The 25,331-nt window shown below is 62.9% G+C and carries 23 protein-coding genes; 6 read left to right on the top strand and 17 right to left on the bottom strand.

Annotation, left to right across the window (positions count from 1 at the left end; all coding sequences use genetic code 11):
• The first annotated feature begins 61 nt into the window (after window positions 1–61).
• Window positions 62–637, top strand: a complete 576-nt coding sequence (locus GY937_23365; protein ID MCP5059655.1) for a hypothetical protein — start codon at window positions 62–64, stop codon at window positions 635–637.
• 87 nt (window positions 638–724) lie between these two features.
• Here GY937_23365 and atpC read toward each other — a convergent pair whose 3' ends face one another.
• The 16 genes from atpC to rpmH form a co-directional block, all read right to left on the bottom strand.
• A complete protein-coding gene (atpC, locus tag GY937_23360) occupies window positions 725–1,132 on the bottom strand; it encodes an ATP synthase F1 subunit epsilon (protein MCP5059654.1) in 408 nt (135 codons plus the stop codon).
• Between the two features lie 5 nt (window positions 1,133–1,137).
• Window positions 1,138–2,562, bottom strand: coding sequence for a F0F1 ATP synthase subunit beta (gene atpD, locus GY937_23355; protein ID MCP5059653.1), 1,425 nt, complete (start codon window positions 2,560–2,562; stop codon window positions 1,138–1,140).
• Between the two features lie 23 nt (window positions 2,563–2,585).
• Window positions 2,586–3,452: an ATP synthase F1 subunit gamma gene (gene atpG, locus GY937_23350; protein MCP5059652.1), complete on the bottom strand. Its 867-nt coding sequence runs from the start codon at window positions 3,450–3,452 to the stop codon at window positions 2,586–2,588.
• 6 nt (window positions 3,453–3,458) lie between these two features.
• Complete coding sequence (locus GY937_23345; GenBank protein MCP5059651.1) at window positions 3,459–5,003, bottom strand: F0F1 ATP synthase subunit alpha; 1,545 nt, start codon at window positions 5,001–5,003, stop codon at window positions 3,459–3,461.
• A 68-nt stretch (window positions 5,004–5,071) separates the two neighbouring features.
• Window positions 5,072–5,614 (bottom strand): ATP synthase F1 subunit delta, encoded by a 543-nt coding sequence (gene atpH, locus GY937_23340; protein MCP5059650.1) that lies wholly within the window; start codon window positions 5,612–5,614, stop codon window positions 5,072–5,074.
• Entirely contained in the window at window positions 5,614–6,174 is a 561-nt protein-coding gene (gene atpF, locus GY937_23335; GenBank protein ID MCP5059649.1) for a F0F1 ATP synthase subunit B, read from the bottom strand. The genes atpH and atpF overlap by 1 nt, the downstream gene beginning before the upstream one ends.
• Window positions 6,171–6,689, bottom strand: a complete 519-nt coding sequence (locus GY937_23330) for an ATP synthase F0 subunit B (protein ID MCP5059648.1) — start codon at window positions 6,687–6,689, stop codon at window positions 6,171–6,173. Before GY937_23330 ends, atpF begins: the two co-directional genes overlap by 4 nt.
• A gap of 238 nt (window positions 6,690–6,927) precedes the next feature.
• On the bottom strand, window positions 6,928–7,326 hold the full coding sequence (locus GY937_23325) for a polymer-forming cytoskeletal protein (protein MCP5059647.1): 399 nt from the start codon (window positions 7,324–7,326) through the stop codon (window positions 6,928–6,930).
• Window positions 7,323–8,267 (bottom strand): ParB/RepB/Spo0J family partition protein, encoded by a 945-nt coding sequence (locus GY937_23320; GenBank protein MCP5059646.1) that lies wholly within the window; start codon window positions 8,265–8,267, stop codon window positions 7,323–7,325. Before GY937_23320 ends, GY937_23325 begins: the two co-directional genes overlap by 4 nt.
• An 11-nt stretch (window positions 8,268–8,278) precedes the next feature.
• Window positions 8,279–9,109: a ParA family protein gene (locus GY937_23315; GenBank protein MCP5059645.1), complete on the bottom strand. Its 831-nt coding sequence runs from the start codon at window positions 9,107–9,109 to the stop codon at window positions 8,279–8,281.
• A gap of 540 nt (window positions 9,110–9,649) precedes the next feature.
• Window positions 9,650–10,270 (bottom strand): 16S rRNA (guanine(527)-N(7))-methyltransferase RsmG, encoded by a 621-nt coding sequence (rsmG, locus tag GY937_23310; protein ID MCP5059644.1) that lies wholly within the window; start codon window positions 10,268–10,270, stop codon window positions 9,650–9,652.
• Between the two features lie 99 nt (window positions 10,271–10,369).
• On the bottom strand, window positions 10,370–11,335 hold the full coding sequence (locus GY937_23305; GenBank protein ID MCP5059643.1) for a hypothetical protein: 966 nt from the start codon (window positions 11,333–11,335) through the stop codon (window positions 10,370–10,372).
• 24 nt (window positions 11,336–11,359) lie between these two features.
• Window positions 11,360–13,048: a membrane protein insertase YidC gene (gene yidC, locus GY937_23300; GenBank protein ID MCP5059642.1), complete on the bottom strand. Its 1,689-nt coding sequence runs from the start codon at window positions 13,046–13,048 to the stop codon at window positions 11,360–11,362.
• Window positions 13,038–13,286: a membrane protein insertion efficiency factor YidD gene (yidD, locus tag GY937_23295; protein MCP5059641.1), complete on the bottom strand. Its 249-nt coding sequence runs from the start codon at window positions 13,284–13,286 to the stop codon at window positions 13,038–13,040. The genes yidC and yidD overlap by 11 nt, the downstream gene beginning before the upstream one ends.
• Window positions 13,283–13,642 (bottom strand): ribonuclease P protein component, encoded by a 360-nt coding sequence (gene rnpA / locus GY937_23290; protein MCP5059640.1) that lies wholly within the window; start codon window positions 13,640–13,642, stop codon window positions 13,283–13,285. The genes yidD and rnpA overlap by 4 nt, the downstream gene beginning before the upstream one ends.
• Before the next feature lie 41 nt (window positions 13,643–13,683).
• A complete protein-coding gene (rpmH, locus tag GY937_23285; GenBank protein ID MCP5059639.1) occupies window positions 13,684–13,833 on the bottom strand; it encodes a 50S ribosomal protein L34 in 150 nt (49 codons plus the stop codon).
• Window positions 13,834–14,154: 321 nt separating this feature from the next.
• Here rpmH and dnaN point away from each other — a divergent pair, with 321 nt between their 5' ends.
• The 5 genes from dnaN to GY937_23260 all read left to right on the top strand — a co-directional run bounded on the left by dnaN (window position 14,155) and on the right by GY937_23260 (window position 23,597).
• Complete coding sequence (gene dnaN, locus GY937_23280; GenBank protein ID MCP5059638.1) at window positions 14,155–15,279, top strand: DNA polymerase III subunit beta; 1,125 nt, start codon at window positions 14,155–14,157, stop codon at window positions 15,277–15,279.
• Window positions 15,280–15,558: 279 nt separating this feature from the next.
• The gene (gene gyrB, locus GY937_23275; protein ID MCP5059637.1) at window positions 15,559–18,003 is read left to right on the top strand and encodes a DNA topoisomerase (ATP-hydrolyzing) subunit B; all 2,445 of its coding nucleotides are present in this window, start codon (window positions 15,559–15,561) and stop codon (window positions 18,001–18,003) included.
• A gap of 2 nt (window positions 18,004–18,005) precedes the next feature.
• The gene (gyrA, locus tag GY937_23270) at window positions 18,006–20,570 is read left to right on the top strand and encodes a DNA gyrase subunit A (protein ID MCP5059636.1); all 2,565 of its coding nucleotides are present in this window, start codon (window positions 18,006–18,008) and stop codon (window positions 20,568–20,570) included.
• A gap of 314 nt (window positions 20,571–20,884) precedes the next feature.
• Window positions 20,885–21,730, top strand: a complete 846-nt coding sequence (gene ubiA, locus GY937_23265) for a UbiA family prenyltransferase (protein MCP5059635.1) — start codon at window positions 20,885–20,887, stop codon at window positions 21,728–21,730.
• A gap of 181 nt (window positions 21,731–21,911) precedes the next feature.
• Window positions 21,912–23,597, top strand: a complete 1,686-nt coding sequence (locus tag GY937_23260; GenBank protein MCP5059634.1) for a hypothetical protein — start codon at window positions 21,912–21,914, stop codon at window positions 23,595–23,597.
• A gap of 192 nt (window positions 23,598–23,789) precedes the next feature.
• Here GY937_23260 and GY937_23255 read toward each other — a convergent pair whose 3' ends face one another.
• Window positions 23,790–25,157, bottom strand: a complete 1,368-nt coding sequence (locus GY937_23255) for an MATE family efflux transporter (GenBank protein ID MCP5059633.1) — start codon at window positions 25,155–25,157, stop codon at window positions 23,790–23,792.
• Window positions 25,158–25,331 lie beyond the last annotated feature (174 nt).

The raw sequence follows: 25,331 nt of genomic DNA, 5'->3' as shown, positions 1-25,331 counted from the left end.
GTACGATTGCTTGAGGGGAAATGCCCTCAAGGACATCCTTGGATGGGCCGATAGTTGACGAATGGCCCAATTCGGCATCGACATCGCCGAAGATCTCGTGCTCATCGAGATCAAGATGAAGCAGCTCAAGAACGAGTACGACCAGTACTTCCTGGGCAGCCGCAAACGCGAGCCGCACATGCTGCGCGGTGAAGTGAACAAGATGGTGGTGACCTACACCAACCGCCAGCTCACCAACACCGGCCACCGCTTCAAATTCGGCAACCTGCGCTCACGCTACTTCACGTTCAAGCGGCTTTGGGACGACACGCTGCGCAAGATCGAAGCGGGCTGCTATGAGCGACACCTCTTCAAGGCCAACCTCCACGACCGCGAACGAAACGAGACGAAGGACCGTCGGCGCGACGTGCTCGTGCGCGACAAGGGGCCGAGCAAGGACGATCTTTTCGATGCCTACGTGACCGCACGCGGCTCGACGGGGCAGGGCGCCAACGGCCTCACCCGCGAGAAGCTCGACAAGGTCCTCACCAAACAAGAAGCCGCGATCCGCAAGAAGTACGGCTGCGCAAAGGTGAAGTTCCGCGTCGTCGTCGAAGCGGGCAAGGCAAAGGTGAAAGCCACCCCCATCTCGTCCTGAAAAGTAAATCGCGGGGACGGAGTTTACAATTGACTTGTTTGGGGGCTCTGCCCCAAACAAGTCAATTGTAAACTCCGTCCCCGCGATTTACTTTTCGGAGACCGCTACCCGGGCGATGGCCCTGGAGTAGGCCTCCTGGTACTCCTCGTAGAGTACCTCGCCGTTCTTCGTGCCGCGCATCTCTGTGAGCTGCTTCTTGGCTCGTTCGGCGGCGATCTGGGCGCGCTCGAGATCGATCTCGTGGGCAAACTCGCAGCTGCCCACCATCACGGTCACGCTGTCCTCGTGGACTTCGGCGATGCCTTTGGAGACGGCGGCGCGCAAGAGCTCGCCGCCCGTGTCGAGCTGCATCTCGCCGGGACGCAAGCTGGTCATGAAGACCTCGTGTCCCTCGAGGATGCCGAAATCGCCTTCGACGCCAGGAAGCACCAGGCTCTGCACATCCCCCTGGAAGGCCTGGCCCTCCGGAGTCACCACGGTGAGATCGATGGCCATCTCGTCTAGCCCAGCTGCTTGGCGTTCTCGCGAACGTCCTCGATCGCGCCGGCCATGAAGAAGGCCTGCTCCGGAAGATCGTCGCAGCCGCCCTCGAGAATCTCCTTGAACGAGCGGATCGTGTCCTCGAGCCGGACGTAGACACCGGGCCGACCCGTGAACTGCTCGGCCACATGGAAGGGCTGAGAGAAGAAGCGCTCCACCTTACGAGCCCGTGCCACGGTCACCCGATCCTCTTCGCTGAGCTCGTCCATGCCGAGAATCGCGATGATGTCCTGAAGATCCTTGTACTTCTGGAGCATCTGCTGGCAGGCCCGGGCAACTTCGTAGTGCTCCTCACCGACGACCAATGGATCCAGGATCCGGCTGGTGGAATCAAGAGGCGACACTGCCGGATAGATGCCCAGCTCCGAGATCGCGCGGTCGAGCACGGTCGTCGCATCCAGGTGCGTGAAGGCGGTCGCCGGCGCCGGGTCGGTCAAGTCGTCTGCAGGAACGTAGATTGCCTGCACCGAGGTGATCGAGCCCTTGTTCGTCGAGGTGATCCGCTCCTGCAGCTCGCCCATATCCGTCGACAGGGTCGGCTGATAGCCCACCGCGGACGGAATGCGGCCGAGAAGTGCGGAAACCTCGGAGCCTGCCTGGGTGAAACGGAAGATGTTGTCGATGAAGAGCAAGACGTCCTTGCCCTCTTCGTCGCGGAAGTACTCAGCGCAGGTGAGCGCAGAAAGCCCGACCCGGGCGCGTGCTCCCGGCGGCTCGTTCATCTGGCCGAAGATCAGCGCGCATTTGTCGAGCACGGTCGTGCCATCGGAAAGCTTTGCGTCCTCCATCTCGTGCCAGAGGTCGTTGCCCTCACGGGTGCGCTCGCCGACGCCGCCAAACACCGAGTAGCCCGCGTGCTCGTGGGCGATGTTGTTGATCAGCTCCTGGATGATGACCGTCTTGCCAACACCAGCGCCGCCGAACAGGCCGACCTTGCCACCCTTCTGGTAGGGGCAGACCAGATCGATCACCTTGATGCCCGTCTCCAGGTTCTCGACCGAAGTCGCCTGGTCGACGAAGGGCGGGGCCTCCCGGTGGATCGACCAATGGTTCTCGGCTTCGACCGGGCCGCGTTCATCGACCGGATCGCCAATCACGTTCAGGATGCGACCGAGGACCTGCGGACCCACCGGCATCTTGATCGACTCACCGGTGTTGGTCACTTCCTGGTTTCGAACCAGACCTTCGGTGGTGTCCATCGCGATCGTGCGGACGGTGTTCTCGCCGAGGTGCTGAGCCACCTCGAGCACGAGGTTGTCATCTCGATCGTCGATGCCGGGGTTCGTCGCGCGGAGTGCAGTGAGCACTTCCGGCAGCTCGCCGGGCGGGAACTCGACGTCGACGACCGGACCTGTGACCTGTGTGACCCTACCTTGCTGCGCCATGGATGATTCCTTCTCGCTCTGATTCAGAGGGCTTCCGCACCGGAGACGATCTCCACCAGTTCCCTGGTGATCGCCGCCTGTCGTGCGCGGTTGTATTTGAGGGTGAGGCTCTTGATGAGATCCTCGGTGTTGCGCGTTGCGCTCTCCATCGCGGTCATGCGTGCGGCATGCTCGCCCGCCTGGCTCTCGAGGAGCGCCCGGTAGATCGAGAACTCCAGAGCCTGAGGCACGAGCACGTTGAGCAGGCCTGCGGCGTCCGGCTCGATCTCGAAGGGCATCGGGGTCGTTGCCCCTGCATCTGCGATTTCCTGGGCCGGCGAGAGCGGAAGCAGCTGATCCGCATTCGGCCTCTGCGTCATCGCAGAAACGAACTCGTTGTAGATGATCAGTGCGTGGTCGATCTCGCCCGCGTTGTACCGCTCCGCTAGGTGCTGCGCGATTGCCACTGCGTCGGCGAAGCCAACGCTGGTCATTCCCGTCCAGCTGCGAACGACACCCTGACGCTTGGTGTAGTACTCGGTCGCCTTGCGACCGATCGTGGAGACGACGACCTTGTCGAAGGCCGAACCCTTCTCGCTGATCGCGCGATCCGCGGCTTTGATCGCATTGCCGTTGAAGGCGCCGCATAGCCCACGGTCGGAGGTGATGATGACCACCTCCATCACGGTCTCGGTCTCATGGGCCTGAAGAAGAGGATGCTCGGCGTCTTTCTGGCGTTTTCCGATCTCGCCAAGCGTTGCGTACATCTTCTGGGCGTAGGGCCGCGCCGCCATGATCGCGTCCTGTGCACGACGCAGCTTGGCCGCCGCGACCATGCGCATGGCCGAGGTGATCTTCTGCGTGTTCTCCACGGAGCCGATCCGTCGCTTGATGTCCTTGAGGCTCGCCACGCTTGGTTACTCGCTGGTTGAGGTCGGCTGGAACATGTTGCCGAATTCGTCGAGCGCGCCCTTCAGCACGTCCGCGTCTTCGTCCGAAAGCTTGCCAGTCTCCCGGATGCGGCCGAGCAGATCGGCATGGCTCGCCCGCATGTGGGCAAGCAGCTCGCGCTCGAAGCGACCGATGTCGCCGGTCTCGAGATCCCGCACCCAGCTCTTGGCGCCCTTCGGTGGCGTGCAGGCAAAGATCGAGACGACCTGCTCTTCCATCTTCAAGGGCTGGTACTGGCCTTGCTTCAGCATCTCCGTCTGGCGCTCACCGTTTGCCAGCTGCTCCTGGGTGGCGGCGTCGAGGTCGGAACCGAACTGGGCAAAGGCCGCCATCTCGCGGTACTGGGCGAGGCCCAGCTTGAGCGTGCCGGCCACACCCTTCATCGCCTTGGTCTGGGCCGAGCCGCCCACCCGCGACACCGAAAGCCCCACGTTCACCGCGGGTCGGATGCCTGAGTTGAACAGGTCCGTCTCCAGGAAGATCTGACCATCGGTAATGGAAATGACGTTGGTCGGGATGTAGGCCGACACGTCGTTCGCCTGGGTCTCGATGATCGGGAGGGCTGTCAGGCTGCCACCACCAAGCGAATCGTCGAGCTTGCAAGCGCGCTCGAGCAGCCGGCTGTGGACGTAGAAGACGTCGCCCGGGTAGGCCTCGCGGCCCGGCGGGCGACGAAGCAGGAGGGAGAGCTGACGATAGGCCACCGCCTGCTTCGAGAGATCATCGTAGATGATGAGGGCGTGCTTGCCGTTGTCCCGGAACCATTCGCCCATCGCGCAACCGGTGTAGGGCGAGATGTACTGGAGCGGCGCCGATTCAGCCGCAGTCGCAGCCACGACGATCGTGTAATCCATGGCACCGTGCTGGGTGAGCTTCTCGACCACATTGGCCACCGTCGACTTCTTCTGGCCAGTAGCGACGTAGATGCAGAAGACGTCGGTGTCCTTCTGGTTGATGATCGTGTCGACGGCGACCGCGGTCTTGCCAGTCTGACGGTCGCCAATGATCAGCTCGCGTTGCCCGCGGCCAATCGGTGTCATCGCGTCGATCGCCTTCAAGCCCGTCATCAAGGGCTCATGCACGCTCTTGCGCGTCACGATGCCCGGGGCCTTGAGCTCCATGCGGCGGTTTTCGCTGGATTCAATCGGGCCCTTGCCATCGATCGGATTGCCGAGTGCATCCACCACCCGGCCCAGCAGGCTTTCGCCCACCGGTACCTCGACGATGCGACCTGTCCGGCGAACGAGATCGCCTTCCTTGATGTGCGAGCCCTCGCCCATGATCGCGATGCCGACGTTGTCGTCCTCCAGGTTGAGGACCATCCCGTCCACGCCGCCCGGGAACGCGACGAGCTCGCCGGCCATGGCGCTCTGCAGGCCATACACGCGAGCGATGCCATCGCCCACGGAGAGGACGGAGCCTGTCTCCGCGACATCGACCTCACGGCCGTACTCCTGGATTTCGCGCTTCAGGATGTCGGTGATCTCGCCGGGGCGAATCTCAGCTGTCATGGGTTGGGACTCCGCGTGAGCACTGCTCGTTGGGCAGCGCCGGGTGGATGGATTCTTCTGCCGCGTGGCTAACCTTTGGCAAGGCTCGCGCGCAGCTGTTGAAGCTGACTCTCGAGGCTGCCGTCGTAGAAGGTGTCGCCGATCTGCGCGACCACGCCTCCGAGCAGACTCGGATCGATTTCGACTTCGAGTTCGACATTGCCCCCGGCTCTCGCGCCGAGAGCGCTTTGAAGGCGGGTGCGCTGATCATCGTTGAGCGGCGCAGCACTGCGCACCTGGGCTTTGATCAGCCCGGCATCCGCATCGGCCAGCTCGCCGTAGGCTTCTTCGATCGCTGCGAAATCGACCAGCCTGCGTTGGTCGATCAAGAAGGAATAGAAGCTCTTCAAGAAAGTGCTCGCGCCCAACTGCTCGGCCACCGAAGCCAGCACGGCGCGCCGCTGGGCGGCGGGATGCAGCGGTTGCAGCAACACCTCGCGAAGGTCCTCATTCTCTTCGAGAAGCGATCCGAGGCCGCGCAGTTCGGTGCGGATGACCGCCACGTCCCCCTGATCCTTGGCCAACTGGAAGAGTGCCTTGGCGTAGCGCTCGGCGGCTGCAAAACGCGCCATTAGTTCGCCTCCCCGTGCTCGACCTTGTTGATGAACTCGTCGACGAGGCGCAGACGGTCCTCGTCGTTGACTTTTTCGGTGAGGATCGTCCGGGCGAGATCGGTCGCGAGATCGGCGACCTCCTCACGGAGGGATTCCCGGGCAGCGCGCAGCTCGCGATCGACGACGGAGCCCGCGCTTGAACGGATCCGCCCAGCCGTGGCCTCCGCATCGGCAATGATGGCGTCGCGCTCCTGCTCGGCAGCTTTCTTTGCAGCAGCACGAATGGATTCGACTTCGGTATCGAGCTGCCCGGCACGTTCGCTCCATTCCTGGAGCTTGCTCTCGGCCTGCTGCAGCAGCTTCTCAGCGCCTTCCAGATTTTCCTGGATCCCGCCCCGTCGTTCACTCAGATAGGCGAGCACGGGCTTTCGCGCGAAGTAGACGAGCACGCCAAGCAATAGTGCGAGGTTCACGACCTCCCAGACCATGCCCATGCCACCTTCGCTGGCGGCGAACGCGGCCGTCGGGGCCAGACACAACCCGGCGATGAGACTGAAGCGTTGGGCGCGGCGGCTCACGAAACGCTCCTTCCGAGCACCTGGCTGGCGGCGTCGTTGGCCAGGCCTTCGGCCTGGCTGCGCAGCTCCTCGCGTGCCTGGCCGAGAGCGTCGGCAACTCCGGCGCGAGCGCGCTGCATCTCGGCTTCGGCATCTCCGCGAGCTTCGGAGGTGACGCGGGATTGCTCCCGGCGCGCCTCCTCCATCCGGCCGCGACGATCCTCCTCGGCCCGTTTGCGCGCCACCGTGACGGCCGCCTGGTACTCACCGAACACCCGATCGGCTTCGGTGTCGACTTCCTGGGCGCGGGCCTGGGCGCCCTGGATGCGCCGGCCCCGTTCGTCGAGAACCTCGATCAGGGGCTCGAAGACGAGTTTGTTGGAGGGGAAGATCAGCACCGCGAAAACCGCAAGCAAGATCAGCAGCTCTTTCCAATCCGGAAAGATCGAGAGGCCTCCTTCGGCTGCGGCCGCGGCCAGCGGAAACGCGAGCAGGCCCACCACGACGGCAATTACCACGATGCGTCTTCGGGTCATCGCTTCGCTCGAACTCCCTGTCCTTCCCGCCAAACCCGCCGAGCCTTCGCTGGGTGGGCTGCCCGCCGGCCGCGGCTTTCGGCGGGCGGGTCGGTCACGAGACCGCGACGAGCGCGACCATCGCGATTACCGCCGCTCGAAGGCGTTGGAGGCGAGGGATGGGTGGAGGTGGGCCCCCAACGGGCCGACCTCGGGCGGCGCAAATCCTTGCAGATCCGCCCCGAGTTTCAACCCAGGGTCAGCCGAATTCCGCCACGGAATCGGGGGTCTGGGAGTCTTCGTCGCTCTCGGGGGGATGATCGGGTGCTGTGGTACGGCAACGGCCCTCGAGGACGCCACCTTCCGCCATCTTGAACTGCGGCGAGAACAAATCGCCAATCACCCGCCCGGTGGGCATCAGCTCAGCCCTCGTATGGGCGCGAACATCTCCCTCCACGAGGCCTTCGACGACCAACTCGTCTACGTCGATCTGCGCTTCCACATGAGCCTCGGGACCGATCCATAGACGGCCGGTGGCGTGGATCGTTCCCGAAATGCTCCCATCCACCCGGGCGGCGCCCCGAAAGGTCAACAAGCCCTCGAAATGGCTGCCTGCTCCCAGAACCGTGGGAATTTCCTCATCGCTCCCCTGCCTCACAGCCGTGATCCGTCGAGAATCGCCTGACTGAGGCGGTGCAGATCCTCAGGCCCGAAGAAATCAATCTCGATTCGGCCTCGCTCTCCGGAACCAGTGATGCGCACCTGGGTTTGGAGGCGCTCGCGGAGCGCGTCGATCAGGCTTTGAAGGTTCGGATCCACCGAGCCTGCACGGGCCGGCGGTTTGAGCCGGCGGCTGGGACCAGAGATCTGACGCGCAAGGGCCTCGGAAGCCCGAACGGAGAGCTGCTCGGTGGCGATCCGGTCCCTCAGCTGACGGCGACGTTCCGGGTTGCTCACGCCGAGCAACGCCTTCGCATGGCCCGTCGTCAGGGTGCCGTTCTCCACATCCGATTGAAGCTCGCGAGGCAGATCGAGAAGCCTCAGATGGTTGGCGACCGTGGAGCGGTCGAGTCCGACGCGCCGGCCGACTTCTTCCTGGGTTGCGCCTTGCTCCTGCAGGGTCCGAAACGCCATGGCCAACTCGATTGGATTCAGATCGGCCCGTTGAACGTTCTCGATCAACGCCACTTCGAGAAGATCCCGCGGTGCAAGCTCCTGGATGGTTGCGGGAATCGTGGGGCGGCCCGCCAGGCGACTGGCCCGCCAACGACGCTCACCGACGACGAGTTCGTAGGGCGCCGCCGCACCGTCGGGCGCACGCCGCACGACGACCGGTTGCAGGACGCCGTGACGTTGAATCGAGTCAGCCAGACGCTGGAGTTCCGCGTCGTCGAAGATCCGGCGCGGCTGTTCCGGGTTGGCGACGATGGCTTCGACGGAGATTTCGGCCAGACCGGTGCTCGGTGGCTCGACGCGTGTCTGTGTCACGGGCCTGGGCTCGTCCGCCGCCAGCGTCGGTGCAGACGCCTCCGCGGTCGCCGGCTCCCTGGGGATCAACGCGTCGAGCCCTCGACCCAAAGCATTCCTGCGTGCAGCCATGGTGTTCCTCGTTAGTTCGCTTGGTGCGCGGGGGGAAGTGCCGGAGGCTTGCGGGATGCGCCCGGATGTTTGTGCATCAACTCACCGGCCAGCTCGAGATACGCCCGCGCGCCTTTGGATGCGATGTCGTACAGCAGAATCGGCTTGCCGTGGCTCGGCGCCTCGCTGAGCCGGACGTTCCGCGGAATCACGGTGGCGAAGACCTGCTGACCGAAATGCGAACGCACTTCGTCTTCGACCTGGCGGCTCAGGTTGGCACGCCGGTCCATCATGGTGAGGACGATCCCTTCCATCTGGAGATCCGGATGCAGGGATTCACGCACGCGATCTACCGTATCTTGAAGACGCGCCAGACCCTCGAGGGCGTAATATTCGCACTGTAGTGGTATCAACACGCTATCGGCGGCGCATAGCGCGTTCAAGGTCAGCAAGCTGAGCGATGGCGGGCAGTCGATGATCACGAAGTCGTAGTAGGGCAGTACTTCGGCGAGGGCTTCGCGGAGGCGCGTCTCCCGCGCTTCGGCCGAAACCAGCTCGATCTCAGCGCCGGCCAGGTCCGGACCCGCAGGAACCACCTGGAGATGGCTGAGTTCCGTTGCGACAGCGACCTGGGGAAGGGTGCTTTCGCCGGACAGGACGTCGTAGAGTTGGCTTTCCGGGGCGGCGATGCCATAGGCGCTGCTGGTGTTCGCCTGCGGGTCCAGATCGACCAGCAAGACCGGCCGCTCGGCTGCCGCAATCGAGGCAGCCAGGTTGACGGCGGTCGTGGTCTTGCCGACGCCTCCCTTCTGGTTGACGACGGCGATCACGCGCGCGCTGGTCTGGACAGGGGTGTCCTGAATGGGGTCCCTCTCACCCTGGGCTGGGATGCCCGTTCAAAGGGGTTCTATCACCGGTCCTCTGGGGAGTCCAGTGTTCCACGGGGAACGCTTTGGTTTTGGGGGATGTTCCACGGGGAACGCCGGTGTATGAGATAAGTTGCCTTGGGCCGGGTGGGGGTACCTGCGCTGGTCTCCTTGGCTCTGGGGTGGGCGGGGCGGGGGCCCTTTGGTGGTCCCGTGTGGGTGCCGGGGGATGGATGGAGCTCCAGGGCCTCGGCCTCGGTGATGATTCCGGGGGGCACATGGTTCTCGTAGTCTGGATCCGTCGCTCGCTCCGGTACCCCCACCCGGCCTCGGGGCTGGCGTGGCGGCACGGTGACCCTTGTGAGACGCGCCGCGCTCGAACGACGTGTAGGGAGAGGCCCGGTTCGGTTGGGTGGGTGGAGAAGTGAGAGACTTGGGGAGATCGCTGGGGAGCTTGCAGCGTTGCGAAGCGTGGTTGTAGAACGCTTGGGATGCGTGTTCCACGGGGAACGTTGGCTTCTCGCTGCGAGCTTGTCGCTAGGAAGGCTCTTCTGTCAGCACGACTACGTGGCGACGGGATTTCATGTGCTCGTAGGCGTGAACGGTGACGTCGGGGGGGAGTTCGGGGAGGTTGGCTCCGGCCTGGCCCAGGATGCGGCGGCCTGGGAGGAGGCCGGGGCGGGCACGGGCGAGCCATTCCTCGATGGGCCAGGTCGCGCGGGAGATTGCGACATCGAACTCATCTTCGGTCGACAGATGATCGACGCGGGCTTGTAGGGCTTCGGCGTTCGGTAGTGGAAGCTCGCGGATCATGGCGCGCAGGAACGCATGCTTCTTTCCGATCGGCTCGACCATCGTGATCTGGGCATCGGGCCGGAGTAGCGCCAGCACGATCGCGGGGAAGCCGCCGCCGCTTCCGACGTCGAGCATTCGAAACGGACCGCTTGGGAGATGGTCGAGCAGTGGCAGGGCGTCGGCAACGTGCTCGGCCAGAATCGCCTCGATGGAGTCTGCCCCCGTCAGGCGGATGCGCTGGTTCCAGTTGTGGAGGCTCTCGGCATACCTGCCGAGAGCCTCCAACTGAGACTCTTGAATCGCCCGGCCCTCAGCCGCCGTACCCAACAGGGCCCAAATACGGCCGTGACCATCGGCGGTCACGAGGCGAACGTTCCCCGTGGAACACACCAACCCCGTGCCACACGCCAACGGGATCGACCCAGCTGCGTGTGTTCCCCGTGGAACATGGAGCCGTCGGGACTATTCGTCGTCGTTGGAAGCTTGAGAAGCCGTTTCGGCTTCCTCGTACTCCGCGGCACCTTCCGGAACGACCAGTACCTGGCGGTAGCGGCCTTCGCCTCGGCTCATCGTGGCAACACCTTCGGTCTCGCGCAGGGCCACGTGGATGATCCGCCGGTCACGGGGGCTCATCGGCTCCAGGGCCACCGTGCGTCCCGTATCCTGTGCGCGGCGGGCAGCACGCTCGGCCACGCGCTCGACGAAATCGTCGCGGCGGCCACGGTTGCCCTCTACGTCGATGATGATGCGCTTGGGATCTTCATCGGTGCGGCTCGCGACCTGGTTCGCGAGAAGCTGGACCGCATCCGGGGTTCGCCCGTCGCCGGTCGTGAGGCCGTTGGCCGCCGTTCCGGTCACCTGGTAGACGATGAACCTCTCCTCTTCGGTCTCTTTGACGATTCCGAAGGGGCCAAGCTCCATTCGCTCGATCACACCGAGGATGAAGTCTCCGATCGGTCCAATGTCGCCCTCGGCCGCACCCTTCGACGGTCCCAGATCCTCGAGCGGCACTACGGGCTCCGCAGCCACCTCCTCACGATCGTCATCTCGGTCCTGGCCTCGGCCCCGATCTCGATCCCGACCACCGCGACCGCGACCTCCCCGGTCCCCACGATCTCGATCCCGACCACCGCGACCGCGATCACGGTCGCCACGATCCCCACGGTCGTTTCGCCCGCGCGATTCCCGCGGTCCACGGTCACGCGAGCCGCCGCCGCCGCCGCCGCCGCCGCCGCCATCGATGGTTCCAACGCTGGAGCTGGGCTGAGCGACGACGAGCACTCGCCCGCCTAGCCCGGAGACGCTCTCGCCGAACTCCGTGATCGTCAGATCCGCGCGGTCCATTCCGTAATAGGTGGTGGCCTTCGCGATCGCCTCATTGGCATCGTTGCCCAGGAATTCGTGGGCTTCGGCTTTCGGGTCGTACATGTGGAGGTCTCCTTGGAGGTCGATTCACTTGGCGACTACGGGCGTCTTGTCTCGGTTCGTCACCACCTGCTGACCGATTCCGATCAACGTGCTGACGAACCAATACAACACCAGGCCCGAAGCGAATTGGTAGAACATCACCGTGAACATCACGGGCATGATGGTCATCATCATTCGTTGCTGCGCGGGATCCATCGAGCCCGACGGCGTGAGCTTCTGCTGCAAGAACATCGCCACGCCCATCAGGATGGGAATGACGCGTACCGGAAGATCGATCCCCGGAATGACGAACAACGCTTCCGGTTGGGAAAGGTCATCGATCCAACCGACGAACGGCTGCTGACGCAACTGGATCGCGCTCTGCAAGGCGAAATAGAACCCGATGAACACAGGGAACTGCAGCAACATCGGAAAGCAGCCAGACAACATCGAGAAGGGGCTGACGCCTTCCCGTTTGTAGAGCGCCATCATCTCCTGGCTTTGTCGCTCTCGGTCGTCTTTGTACTTCGCCTGGATCTCTTTCATCATCGGCGAGATGTCGCTCATGCGTTTCATCGACTTCATCTGCCGCGCCATCAGCGGCGCCATCAACAGGCGCACCATGATCGTGATCAGGATGATGGCCACCCCGTAGTTCGGAACCACGGAATGTGCAGCCTCGAGCAGCCAACCAAAGAAGCGCGTCAGCGACGGAAACCAGCCCTTTTGGACGGCCTCATCGAGATGCGAACCGAACACGTCGAGACGCGCGGTCTCCTTCGGTCCCAGGTAGAGGCGATACTCGTAATCGAGGCGTTGACCCGGCGGCAGGTTCACCCCGTCGATCGTCATCTCTGTGACTGCGGCATCTTCGCCTAACGGGACGACGCTCGCCGAAGCTCGCTCGGGTACTTCTGCGACGATGGCCGCCAGGAAGTAGGTCGTATCCGCAGAGATCCAATCGACGGCGCTATAGGAATGGCTGCCCTCGATGCCGCCGCCCCCGAACCCGAGGAAGGCCCGGTTCGTCTGAATCGGCAGCAGTTCGACATCCGCTTCACTCCGAACAGCGATCGAAAAGTTGGAGAAATCCGCGCTGTCGCGAGCTCGCGCCGGCCAACGGATTGCGAACTCGGGCCGCAGGTGCCGATCCGAGTTGTTCTCGACGGCGATGCGAAGCTGAACCCTGTAGTCGTCGTCGGCGAAGTTGTACGTCTTGCGAACCGTGACGCCTTCGTGCTCCAACGTGAACACCCGTGTGTTCGCATCCGGCTCCTCCAACCGATAGGGCGCAGCACTGAGATCGCCGAAGCCGAGGCCCTCGAGAGGTGTCGCCAACGCGAACTCGCCTTCGCCGAGTGTCGTCACTTCGACCAGAGGGGTGCCGTCCTGAGAGGCGTCGTCGTATTTCTGGAGGTCCCAGCGAAGGAGCGACGCTCCGCGGTTCGAAAGTTCCGCCTCGTAGAGCTCTGTGCGAACGGTCGTTCGTGCCTCAGCGATTTGCGCCGGCTTGGGGATCGGCGTTGCCGTAGTGGATGGCTTTGCTGTTTCCGTGGCCGCAGAAGGTTCGAATGCCTCACTGGGCTTGAATTCAGCACTCTCCTCTTGCTGGGGCTCTTCCACCTCAATTGGGTTTTCAGCCAAATACTGTTGCCTTTTCCCATCGGTGTACATCGTCCAACTGACGACCACTGCGAGGGAAAGCGCCATGGCAAGGAGGAAATTACGATCCATGGCGTTTGCCTCCGGCCTCTGGAACCGGATCGAAGCCGCCGGGATGGAAGGGGTGGCAGCGGCCGATCCTGCGCGCAGCCAAAACAGTGCCCTGCCAAGGCCCGTGTTCCTGAAGTGCGCAGATCGCATACTCCGAACAACTGGGCGCAAAACGACAGGCTCCTCCGAGATGAGGAGACAAGACGACTTGATAGACACGTACCAGGAGGGTCAAGAGCCGCGTCAGCCAGATTCTCATTGCGTCAACTCCGCGAGTTCACTGGCGATTTCTGCACCGCTCCGCTGTGCAGCTCCAGACCGCGCGATCACCACCAGATCACCCTCGGGGAGCCGCAGGCGATTTCGTCGAAACCAATCCCGCACTCGACGCTTCACATGATTTCGAGCCACCGCATTTCCCACTTTCCGGCTCACCGCGAGACCTAGCCGAATACTGGCAGGTTCCCGACTCTTGGCTCGCACCAGCACGAAATGACGCCCTACGCGGCGTTGACCTGTGCGCTGGACCCGTCGGAAATCCTTCGGGTTGCGCAGGCGGGAATCCCGCCGAAGGCGCTGGGAGCCCTCTCTGAGGTTGGAGAGGTGTTCGGGCATCGCTATCCACGGAGAGGAGAGACCGTGGCCGCGGGTCTTGCCTACTTGGAAGAGACGCCGACGGCTAGCCGCTTTCGGCCCTTGGCCCGGCGTCGCTTGATCACCGCCCGACCGCTCTTGGTCTTCATCCGAGCGCGAAAGCCATGGGTACGAAGACGGCGGATACGGCTCGGCTGATAAGTTCGCTTCATGATCTGCGGAATTCCTGGCCAGGTCCAGAGGGACCCGGAGAGCGCGGGATCCTACCCCTCGCATTCCGGGAACGCAATGGAACCCGGGTTCCGAGCCACCCCGAGTTTCCATCGGCCTCAGACGGCTACAGAGTGGTATGATGCCCCCGCTGATCACCGAGGGGGTGAATCGACATGGGCTCCGGGGACGAGCTATTGGCTGACAAGATTGAAGGCCAATAGAACCGCTCCGTTGCGACCGCTTTGTCGGTCTGTCGGTCCTTATTCCCTTCATTATTTTATTTCTTGAATGAAGAAGAACAAGAGAAGAGGCGGGACGCAATGAAGCTCGTGATCGAGAAGGGCGATCTGCAACGAGGCCTTGGTCGCCTCCAGGCAATCGTCGAGAAGCGGAACTCGATGCCGATCCTGGCCAACGTCCTACTGACGGCCTCAGGAAAGGGTGCCGACGGCCAACTCGAACTTGCGGCGACTGATCTCGAAGTGGGAATCCGTGGATCGCAGAACGCGGATATCTCCAAAGAGGGTGCGGTCACAGTCTCAGCTCGCAGGTTCTACGACATCGTTCGTGAACTACCGGACGAAAAAGTCCAACTTCATGCAACGGACAACAATTATCTCGAGATCCGTTGTGGAAGGTCACGCTTCTCTCTCGCAGGTACCGATGCGGAGGAGTATCCGAACCTCCCCGAATTCGCACCGGGACAACTCGTCAAGCTTCAAGCTGCTGTCTTGAGCCAGATGATCGAGCGCACGATGTACGCCGCGTCGGTTGATGAGACGCGGTACAACCTGAACGGGGTCTACTTCGAGGTTCTCGCAGAGGACGAGAAGATCCGCATGGTGGCGACGGACGGCCACAGGCTCGCCTTGGTAGATCGCAGCGTCGGTAGCGATGCCAGCAAGCTTGCGAGTGGAGTGATCATTCCACGCAAAGGATTGGCCGAGTTGAAGCGGCTGGTGGATGAAGAAGACGCGGACGAAGTCGAGCTCGGCTTCGAAGGCAATAGTGGGCTGGCGCGCAAAGGCGGTGTCACGTTGGTGATGCGACTGATCGAGGGAGAGTTTCCGAGCTATCGCCAGGTCATTCCGGATGACATCAAGCGCCCGTTCACGCTCACGGCGGAGCCCTTCACTCGTGCGTTGCGCCGTGTTGCATTGCTTTCCGCAGAGCGCAGCCGTGCCATCAAGCTCGACCTGAGTGACGGCACACTGCTCATCTCATCGAGTAATCCTGATCTCGGCGAAGCTTCCGAGGAGATCGATTTCGACTATGCCGGTGAGGCCGTTTCGGTCGGATTCAACGCGAGATACCTGCTCGATGCGCTCGGAGCCCTGGGTGCCAAGGAAGTGATGTTGGGCCTCCAGGACGGCAATACAGCGGTTGAGATCCGGCCTACGGACGACGCGGATAGCGTGGCCATCGTGATGCCCATGCGCATCTGACTCGAGTGGGCCAAGAGTCTTGCAAGCGCTTCGAAAAAGCCTGCTAACTAGCTAATATTATTCGCGTTTTCTGTCTTCCTTGGGGTTTACGGAGCTACCGGGGTCGGATATTATTTGCCTGCGCTCCGGGCTCCCCCATGGCAGTTTGCCGTACCCAGGGGGCATCCATTTTCGGAGGCGCCGGCAGCGGGTGGGCTCGCGCCGATATGTGACGGACGGGTTGCAGGCTTCAATGAATTCGCCTCGACACCGCCATCATTGGACAAGGCAGGTCAACGGGTGAGCTACGACGCCAGTTCCATCGAGGTCCTCGAAGGCCTTGATCCGGTTCGGAAGCGCCCCGCGATGTATATCGGGACGACTGGACCCGATGGTCTTCACCATCTCGTCTACGAAGTCGTCGACAACTCGATCGACGAGGCTCTCGCGGGGTTCTGCAAGGAGATCATCGTCACGATCCACGATGACAATTCGGTCACTGTGGTGGACGATGGTCGTGGAATCCCGGTTGGAGAGCATCCGACGGAGAAACGCCCGGCAGCCGAGGTCGTGCTCACCACGCTCCATGCAGGCGGAAAATTCAACGAATCCTCCTACAAGGTATCCGGCGGGTTGCACGGCGTAGGAATCTCGGTCGTGAATGCGCTGTCGGAATCCCTCGAGCTCGAGATCAAGCGCGAGGGAAAGGTCTGGTCGCAGCGGTATTCCAGGGGCGAGCCGGTAAGCCCGTTCAATGAGATCGGATCAACGGAAGCCACAGGGACGAAGGTCACTTTCCTCCCGGATGGCGAGATCTTCCAGTCGACCGATTTCTCATTCGACGTGCTTTCCCAACGGCTCCGTGAGTTGGCGTTTCTGAATGCGGGTATCCGCATCGTCATCAAGGATGAGCGAAGCGGAAAGGAACACGATTTCTGCTTCGAAGGTGGGATCGTTTCTTTCGTCGAGCACCTGAGCCGAACCCGACAACCGCTTCACACACCACCGATCCACATCGTCGGCGAGCGCGCCATTCCCGGCAAGGAGCGGGATACGCCGGTCTCGATCGAGATCGCGCTCCAGTACAACGATTCGTACAACGAAAACGTTTTCAGCTTCGCCAACAACATCAATACGGTGGAAGGTGGAACGCACCTCATTGGCTTTCGGACGGCGCTGACGCGCACCCTGAACCGGTACCTGACGGCTCAGCAGAAGAACGGCAAGACACCCAAGAAGGACGAGGGCTTGTCTGGCGACGATGTCCGCGAAGGACTGACTGCCGTCATTTCCGTAAAGCTTCCCCAGCCCGAGTTCGAAGGCCAGACTAAGACGAAACTCGGCACGAGTGAGGTGCGGGGCCTGGTCGAAGGCCTGCTCTACGAGAAGCTGCTCGAGAAGCTCGAGGAGAATCCGGCGATCGCAAAGGCGATCACCTCCAAGGTGGTCGATGCCGCAAGGGCTCGCGCCGCGGCCCGCAAGGCTCGCGACCTGGCCCGCCGCAAGGGCGCGCTCTCGGATCACAGCCTGCCGGGCAAGCTCGCGGATTGTCAGGAGCGCGATCCGGCGAAAAGCGAACTCTTCGTGGTCGAGGGCAACTCCGCGGGTGGGACGGCCAAGCAGGGTCGAAGCCGGGAGTTCCAGGCGATCCTTCCGCTTCGCGGCAAGATCTTGAACGTCGAACGCGCGCGCCTCGATCGAATGCTCTCGAACGCAGAGGTGCAGGCGATGATCGCCGCTCTCGGCTGCGGAATCGGTGAAGATTTCGACGCCGAGAAAGCCCGCTATCACAAGCTCATCATCATGACCGACGCGGATGTCGACGGCAGCCACATCCGAACCCTGTTGTTGACGTTCTTCTTTCGCCAGATGCGAGACCTGCTCGAGCGCGGTTACATCTACATTGCCCAGCCGCCGCTCTTCAAGGTCAAGAAGGGCCGAAGTGAGCGTTATGTGAAGGACCAACCGGCGCTGGACGCCTATCTGCTCGATCTCGCGTTCCAGAGTGTTCAAGTCGAGAGTGGATCCGAACGCCAGGTGCTCAGTACCGAAGCCGCTCGTAGCATCGTTGAATTGGCTGGAGACTACGCGGGCTCGATCGAACACATCGCCTTGCGGCGAATCGACGAGCGGATCGTAGATGCCGTGGTTCAGTGCGGTGGAATCGGAGAAGACGATCTCCAGGACGAGGAGTGGCTGCAGACCCGCCTCGGAGATTTTGCAGCCAAGCTCGAGGGCCTGCACCCCGAATGTGCGGGCGCACTCTGGAACATCGAGGCAGATCCGGAGCACGGGGGCGTGAAGCTGATTGCGATGAGCCGCCGTTCCGGGGCTCCCCTGCGCACGGTTTTCGACAACGAATTCGTGCGTTCACCAGATCTCGTTCGACTGATGGCTCTGGCGGAGCGGATCCGCGAGGCGGGGCAGGAGCCCTACCATGTCGTCACGGGTGAGCCGGACGATCAACCCGAGGCATTCGCAAGCGCACAGGAACTCCGAGTCGACATCCTGAAGCGCGCCGAGAAGGGCCTTTCGATCCAGCGCTACAAGGGGCTGGGCGAGATGAACCCGGACCAGCTGGCGGAAACCACCATGGACCCGGCCAAGCGCACGTTGCTGCAGGTTCGCGTCGAGGATGCGGTCGAAGCCGATCTCGTGTTCACCACCTTGATGGGTGATGACGTGGAGCCGCGCCGTGAGTTCATCGAAGAGAACGCACTCAAGGTGCAGAACCTGGACATCTAGAGATGGCCGAAGAAACGATAGAAGAGCTCGAGATCGGGGAGACTCCTGCGCCCGAGACCACCGAAAACGGTGGCGACGGCAACGGCAATGGCGGCGACGGAGGCAGCCCGACCGGCGGCGGAAGCGACGGGGCGAACCCCGCGTTGCCGGTGAATATCGAGGACGAAGTTCGCGGCTCGTTCCTCGACTACTCGATGTCGGTCATCGTCAGCCGTGCGTTGCCGAAGGTGGAAGACGGTCTGAAACCGGTGCACCGGCGGATCCTCTACGCCATGCACGACGAAGGGCTCCAGCCGAACCGGCCATTCCAGAAGAGCGCCGGTGTCGTCGGTGAGGTGATCAAGCACTACCACCCCCACGGTGATTCTTCGATCTATGAAGCCATGGCGCGGATGGCCCAGGATTGGTCGCTGCGCTACCCGCTGGTCCACGGCCAGGGAAACTTCGGTTCGATCGATGGGGATCCGCCGGCCGCGTATCGCTACACCGAGGCGCGCCTGCGTCCGATCGCAACGGAGCTCTTGCGCGATATCGACCGGGAGACCGTCGATTTCGCACCGAACTTCGACGGCAACCAGGTCGAGCCGACGGTCTTGCCGACCCGCATCCCGAACCTTCTGGCGAATGGCTCCCAGGGAATCGCAGTGGGGATGGCGACCAACATCCCGCCCCACAACTTGGGCGAGCTGATCGACGCGCTCAAGGTGCTGGCCAGCAACCCGGATTGCACCATCGACGATCTGTTGGAGAAGCTCCCCGGGCCGGATTTCCCGACCGGTGCGATGATCTGCGGAACGGAGGGCATCCGATCCGCCTACCTGACGGGTCGTGGCCAGATTACGGTACGGGGCCGCGCCGGGTTCGAGGAGACCAAGCGCGGTTCGCGGATCGTGATCAGCGAAATCCCGTACATGGTGAACAAAGCGTCGATGGTCGAGCGCATCGCCGATCTGGTGCGCGACGGCAAAGTCGATGGCGTCTCGGACCTGCGAGACGAGAGCGATCGCAAGGGAATCCGCGTGGTCGTCGAACTGCGCAAGGGCGCACCCGAGGAAGTGATCCTCAACCAGATCTACAAGTTGACGCCGCTCCAGACCACCTTCGGCGTGAACATGCTCGCCCTGGTCGGTGGCCGCCCGCAACTCCTCTCATTACGCGATTGCCTCGGGCACTTCCTGGATTTCCGCCGTGAAGTCGTCGCCCGCCGAGCTGCCTACGATCTGGCTCAGGCCGAAGCCCGTGCCCATATCCTGGAAGGCTTCGCGATCGCTCTGGATCATCTCGATGAGGTGATCGCCATCATCCGAGCCGCGGCAGACACGCCGGCGGCGCGCAGCGAGTTGATGGCACGCTTCGAGCTTTCCGAGCGCCAGGCCCAGGCGATCCTCGATATGCGCCTGCGGTCACTCACGGCGATGGAACGCCAGCGCGTCATGGACGAGCTCGAGGCGCTGCGGGCGCTGATTGCCGAGCTGATCGCCCTGCTCGCGAGCGATGAGAAGATCCTCGAGGTGATCCTCGAAGAACTCGACGAGATCAATGAGAAGTACGCCGACCCGCGCCGCACGGAGATCACCGGTGCCGTGGAAGGCATCTCGACCGAGGATCTGATCGTCGAGGAGGACATGGTCGTCACCGTGTCCCACCGTGGCTATGTGAAGCGAAACCCGATCACCCAGTACCGCGCGCAGCGCCGCGGTGGCAAGGGTCTGAAGGGCATGCAGACGAAGGAAGAGGATTTCGTTTCGAGCCTCTTCGTGGCTTCGACGCACTCGACGATCCTGTTCTTCACGAACCGTGGGCGCGTGCATTGGAAGAAGGTCTGGGAGCTTCCGCAGCTGGGCCGCGCGGCGCGAGGCAAGGCGCTCGTGAACCTGCTTTCCCTGCAGGAAGGCGAGCGCGTGCAAGCAACCCTTCCGGTTCGCGATTTCGCGGAAGCCACGGACGATTTCGTCCTGCTCTGCACGCGCAAGGGCGTGGTGAAGAAGACCAAGGTCGACGCCTATTCGAACCCGCGCCGGGGCGGCATCATCGCCATCAACCTGCCCGATGACGACGAGCTGATCGGTGCCCGCCGCACCAGCGGCAACAACGAAGTCATCCTCGCATCGAAGGCGGGTAAGGCGATCCGCTTCCCCGAGGATCAGGTTCGCGCCATGGGCCGCACGGCGGCAGGTGTACGCGGGATGAACCTGTCAGGGGACGACGAACTCGTCGGTATGGAGATTCTCTCTCCTGGCGCGACCGTCCTGACGGTCACCGAACACGGCTACGGAAAGCGCACGCCGCTGGACGACTACCGGATCCAGCGCCGAGGTGGCCAGGGCATCATCACCATCCGTACGAGCAGTCGAAATGGCCAGGTCGTGGGTATCGCGCAAGTCGTCGATGACGACGAAGTCATGCTCATCACGAACGGCGGAAAGGTCTTGCGCTGCAAGGTGAAGACGATCTCGACCATGGGCCGCGCAACCCAAGGCGTGCGCATGATGGACCTCGGCAGCGGCGAAGGGCTGGTCTCGATGGCCCGCCTGGCAGACGACGACGCTGGAGCCGGCGACGCCTGACAAACGGGGAACTGACCCCTCGGGGAGACCGAGGCTCATCTCCAACGGTGCAACCCAATGGGTCTGTGGTGTTTCCCAAGGTGCATCCGGGCTGGCGCAACGGGACCCACCAGGAGCGATCCGGCCGCCTTCAAGTCCCCGCAGTTCCCGAGCCTTCAAGCTCGAAGTCAGCTCGCGGAACTGGGGTTGCCGGGCGCGCCAGTCCGCCCCGTCTGGGGCCAACCCGCGAACCAGGACGGTTCTTGAGGAACTGACATCCTTGCCTCAGAATATCGCTCGGCGAAGCCGAGCCGACGCGGAGGCCCAGATTGCAGATGCCGACACTCTTGCGCGACGTCGCGCGGTCCGCGCTGCACCGGATCGACGCCTGGGGTGTGGCACTGATCGTTTGTTCGATCGCGCTGCTGGTCCACGACGCCGTCACTCCGGCGAACCTGCTGCTCGTGTTGGCCGTCACCGCTGCCTTCGGTCTCGGCTACGTCGTCAACGACTACTTCGACTCTGCCTTCGACGCGCAGGAAGAGGCCAAGGCCCGGCACAACCTCTTCGTCCGACATCGCCTCGGACCCTTCCGCGCGACGGCCTTGTTCGCGGCCGCTGTTCCGCTCGGCGTCTTTGCCAGCTTCGGCGCTCGGGGCGTCCTGGTCGCGGTGACCTGCGTCCTCGTGATCTGGGCCTACTCGGCGCCTCCCCTCCGGCTCAAGGCGATACCCGGCCTCGATCTGCTGACCCATGCGCTCTTCGTGCAGACCTTCGCGTACTTCATCTGTGTGTTCCTGACGGGCGTCGAATGGCTGCGACTCGATGCCTGGTTGTTGGCGATCAACTTCCTGGCGTCGCTATCGGGGCAACTTGCCCAACAGGTGCGGGATTTCGATCGCGACTCGCGCACCGACCGGAACTTCGCGACGACGGTCGGCCTGCCTGCGACAGTGACGTGTCTGCGGGTGACCACCCTGGCCGTGGTTGTCACAGGCGTCGCGGGTTTCGCCATCGGAGTGCTCCCGCCGATCCTCGCCCCCCTTGCGCTCGGGTTCGGATTTGCGACTGCCCATCGACTTGGTGGCGGGGGGGCGCTGCGTCCGTCCTTCCAGGTCTACCTTCCGACGACGGCAGCGCTCGCTTACACAGGCGTCCTCCTCTTCGCCGAGCTGCACTAGTCGCTCTGGACGATCAGCCTCGCGGAGTGTCCGTCCCCCCGCGCAATCGCAGCCGCCGAACGAAATTGACGGCCGGGTGCGATCTTGCACAGGGGTCTGCGGGATCTTGGCGAGAAAGAATGAGTGCCGGGTCGAGGACGGCCACCTGGCCTTCGACCACATGCACATGATGAGGTAACCGATGTACGACTCGAGAAAGCTGAAACAGGCAAGCATGTTGTTGATCATGCTTCCGTGCCTCGCGAATGCGGCCACATTCTCTGGGACTGTCACCGACGGCAACGCCCCCCTCGAAGGGGCCATCGTGACCCTCATCGACGGGCAGCAGCACAAGAAGGTCAGCGTGTATACCAACGCGAATGGCCGTTACAAGACGGACTCCGATGCGACCGGTCCAATCGAGATTCGGGCCAGGTACTTCACGTTTGCAGATCAGGTTCGCGCCATCGATGACCCGACGCAGGACGCCAGCATCGATTTCGAACTCACACCGGCCAGCAAGGAGGAGGTTCGGCAGCAACTGCCTGCCAACATCTGGGCAGAGCGCATTGCCAGGATCTCCCCTGACATCGACCGCGAGTTTCGAATCGAATGCATGATGTGCCACCAACAGGGCAACAACCTTGCCAGATGGCCGACGAACCGCGAGCAGTGGTACACGGTCTTCGACCGGATGGCACACAAGAACGCGATGGTTTCCGACGACACCAGGGAGCAGACCATCGATGCGCTCCTGGCAGCCTACGTACTACGAGGTGATGACGACCTGCCACGCATCCCACCGATGCCTCGCGGCAAGGAAACCACGGCCACTGTGACGGAGTGGGGCATGGAGCCGGGTGGCATCATGCACGATATCTCCGTAGGACCCGATGGACTCATCTACGGAGCGGGCACGAAGGACAACCAGATCTGGCGTCTCGACCCGAAGACCAGTGAGCGTCAGGAGATGACTCACGTCAAGCCCGAAGGGAACAGCTTCGTAGGCGATGCCCTTGGGCTGCATACGGTTCTTCCGGGACCCGATGGCACCAGCATGTGGTTCACCTATGCCCAGGGCAATGTCCTCTCACGCTACGACATACCCAGCGACACCATGAAAGTATGGAATCTCTCCTACCTCGATGGCATCTATCCCCATACGCTGCGCTTTGATGGTGATGGGCAGGTGTGGTTCACCGTCACCCTGACCAACCAGCTCGGCACGGTCAATCCGGAGACGGCTGAGCTGGAGTTGATCGACCTGCCGACGCGCAACTGGATGCAGAGCCTATACGCCTGGCCTCCAGTCGCGGCGATCGTTGCCCAGATTCAACGCAACAGCTCCTACTCCCTCGTGTTCGATCGGGAGCTGCGACCGATCGCCTACGGCATCGACGTTACCCCCGACGGCAAAGTCTGGTTCAGCCAATACAACAACCGGCGCATTGGCTACTACGACAAGCACAGCAAAGAGATCAAGATGGTAGACACGCCCTTTGGTGGCCCTCGTCGCTTCCGCGCAGATTCCCAGGGCAATTTGTGGATACCGGCGTTCACGGACGGTCGCATCTACAAGTACGAGCCGGCAGCAGACAAATTCACCGGCTACGACCTTCCCACCGGCAGCGGCGACAGCGTCTATGCAATTGGCGTCGACCCCATCGACGATACCGTGTGGGGCTGCGGCTCCAATTCCGACACGATGCTGCACTTCGATCCGAAGACGGAAGGCTTCACCACGTATCGCCTGCCCTCTCAGGTGACCTTCTGCAGGGAGATCTCTTTCGACCCAGAAGGCAACGTCTGGACCAGCTACTCCAATGTGCCCTCAGCGAGCATCGAAGGGGGCGCGACAGTGATCGTGAAGCTGAGCCCGCAGCGATGATGTTGCCTGCCCTGGTGCCGTGCAGCCGCACCGCATCCAAGCGCAGGGCGCCACCCCCGTCAGTGTCGTAGTGATTCGGATTCCTGAGAGCTGCCATCTTCTATTCGCCATGATCGAGTGGAGCGAGCTTGACCGCACGGGCGAGCAAGCGCTGCGACAAGGCGGGACTGGACGATCCGGAGAGCGAACCGATCAGATGGTGATCGTCTGCCAGGTCCTGCGCCGGAAGCGGGCGAGCAAGACCATCGCGGCAAGGAACGAATTGACTGCGCAGCCCATCCACGCGCCCAACAAGCCGCCCTCGAGGGTGATACCCAGGAAATAGGCCAGCGGCAGATAGACCAGCCATGCCAGGCTGGTCGTTGCCAGGAGCGGCCAACGGGTATCCCCGGCGCCGCGCAGGCTTCCACTCGAGATGTTGACCATCGTGTCGAAGACTTGCAGCACTGCCCCGACGAGCATGAGGCTTGCGCCAGCCTCCAGGAGTCCGGGGTCTTCAGTGAAGAGCCGAATCAGGAATCCCGGTGCACCGACGAAGAATGCGGCCAGGCAGAGGCTGACGCCGAAGCCGATGCGGATCGCCGATCGGTGGGCACGTTCAGCAGCGGCAAGATTGCGAGCGCCGATGTATTGGCCCACCAGTGTCGACGAAGCGATGGAGAGACCACTCGCCAGCATGATCGAGATCGAGAGCACAGCGATCAGCGCCTGGCTCGCGGCGATGGAGGTACTGCCCATGTGTGCGACCAGCGTCGAGAACACCGCAAAGGACGACATCCCGAGCAGCCACTGGGCACCGACGGGCGCGCTCGTCCACAGGAAGCGGATCATCTGGTCCGGATTCGGGCGAATCCATGCCGTGGCATGGCGGCGCCGAACTCCAGGTCGCATCAGTGCGCGGAAGATCAAGATGACTGCGATCCAGTTGGCGACGGCCGTGGCATAGCCGGCACCGCTGACACCGAGTTCCGGAAACCCCAGCCTGCCGAAGATCAGCCCGTAGTCGAGCACGGCGTTGATGCCGACGGCGAACAACGTGATGTGGAAGGGCGTTCGCGTATCTCCGATGCCGCGGAAGAACGCCGCACCCACCGCAAATGCCACGCCAGCGGGCGAGCCCAACACGCGCGCCTGGACGTACGAGGTCGCCAGCGGCCGGATCTCCTCGGGCGGCGCAAGCAGGTCCATGAAGGCCGGCATGCACAGCGCGAAGGTGCCGATCGCGAGCAGCGTCAGGGGCAGGACCGAGTAGAGCCCCTGCCAGAACCAGGCACCCGTGGCAGCTGGCCGGCCGGCGTCGAAGTCCTGGGATACGAACGTCTGAACGCCTTGCGTCGTGCCGACGAAGAGCGTCAGCACGGTCCACAGCCAGATGCCGCCGAAGCCCACGGCGCCGAGTTCGCCAGGGCCCAGGCGCCCGACCATGGCGGAATCTACGATCTGCATCGCTGACATCGAAAGCTGGGTCAGGACGATCGGGTAGGCCAGGCGAATCAACTCCGAGGAGCCGCCTTGCAGGGTCATCGGAGGGACCGCGCGGGACAGGGATGATGAGGTCATGTGGGATTCCAGGAGGTGCAAGAGGTCGGGAGTACGTAAGCGGCCGGATATCGCCGTTCTTCCCGGGCTCGCCGGCGAGATGTAGACCCACCGCATGACAATCCGGGAGGAGGCGGCATGCGGGTGCAAGCGAACGGGAAGGTGAGGCGGTCGAGCGAGGAGTGGCGGGAGATT

Source organism: bacterium, from assembly GCA_024228115.1.
Lineage (GTDB): Bacteria > Myxococcota_A > UBA9160 > UBA9160 > UBA6930.
Note: the sequence above shows the minus strand (reverse complement) of the source record. Positions and strands in the feature narration are given on the sequence as shown.

What these genes read in the sequence shown, in the direction of transcription:
- atpD (MCP5059653.1), bottom strand. Translation starts at nt 2,562, where the DNA reads ATGGCGCAGCAAGGTAGGGTCACACAGGTCACAGGTCCGGTCGTCGAC.
- yidD (MCP5059641.1), bottom strand. Translation starts at nt 13,286, where the DNA reads ATGAGAATCTGGCTGACGCGGCTCTTGACCCTCCTGGTACGTGTCTAT.
- GY937_23255 (MCP5059633.1), bottom strand. Translation starts at nt 25,157, where the DNA reads ATGACCTCATCATCCCTGTCCCGCGCGGTCCCTCCGATGACCCTGCAA.
- dnaN (MCP5059638.1), top strand. Translation starts at nt 14,155, where the DNA reads ATGAAGCTCGTGATCGAGAAGGGCGATCTGCAACGAGGCCTTGGTCGC.
- GY937_23345 (MCP5059651.1), bottom strand. Translation starts at nt 5,003, where the DNA reads ATGACAGCTGAGATTCGCCCCGGCGAGATCACCGACATCCTGAAGCGC.
- GY937_23320 (MCP5059646.1), bottom strand. Translation starts at nt 8,267, where the DNA reads ATGGCTGCACGCAGGAATGCTTTGGGTCGAGGGCTCGACGCGTTGATC.
- atpC (MCP5059654.1), bottom strand. Translation starts at nt 1,132, where the DNA reads ATGGCCATCGATCTCACCGTGGTGACTCCGGAGGGCCAGGCCTTCCAG.
- GY937_23330 (MCP5059648.1), bottom strand. Translation starts at nt 6,689, where the DNA reads ATGACCCGAAGACGCATCGTGGTAATTGCCGTCGTGGTGGGCCTGCTC.
- rnpA (MCP5059640.1), bottom strand. Translation starts at nt 13,642, where the DNA reads ATGCCCGAACACCTCTCCAACCTCAGAGAGGGCTCCCAGCGCCTTCGG.
- ubiA (MCP5059635.1), top strand. Translation starts at nt 20,885, where the DNA reads ATGCCGACACTCTTGCGCGACGTCGCGCGGTCCGCGCTGCACCGGATC.
- GY937_23305 (MCP5059643.1), bottom strand. Translation starts at nt 11,335, where the DNA reads ATGTACGACCCGAAAGCCGAAGCCCACGAATTCCTGGGCAACGATGCC.
- rpmH (MCP5059639.1), bottom strand. Translation starts at nt 13,833, where the DNA reads ATGAAGCGAACTTATCAGCCGAGCCGTATCCGCCGTCTTCGTACCCAT.
- atpH (MCP5059650.1), bottom strand. Translation starts at nt 5,614, where the DNA reads ATGGCGCGTTTTGCAGCCGCCGAGCGCTACGCCAAGGCACTCTTCCAG.
- yidC (MCP5059642.1), bottom strand. Translation starts at nt 13,048, where the DNA reads ATGGATCGTAATTTCCTCCTTGCCATGGCGCTTTCCCTCGCAGTGGTC.
- GY937_23260 (MCP5059634.1), top strand. Translation starts at nt 21,912, where the DNA reads ATGTACGACTCGAGAAAGCTGAAACAGGCAAGCATGTTGTTGATCATG.
- gyrA (MCP5059636.1), top strand. Translation starts at nt 18,006, where the DNA reads ATGGCCGAAGAAACGATAGAAGAGCTCGAGATCGGGGAGACTCCTGCG.
- GY937_23365 (MCP5059655.1), top strand. Translation starts at nt 62, where the DNA reads ATGGCCCAATTCGGCATCGACATCGCCGAAGATCTCGTGCTCATCGAG.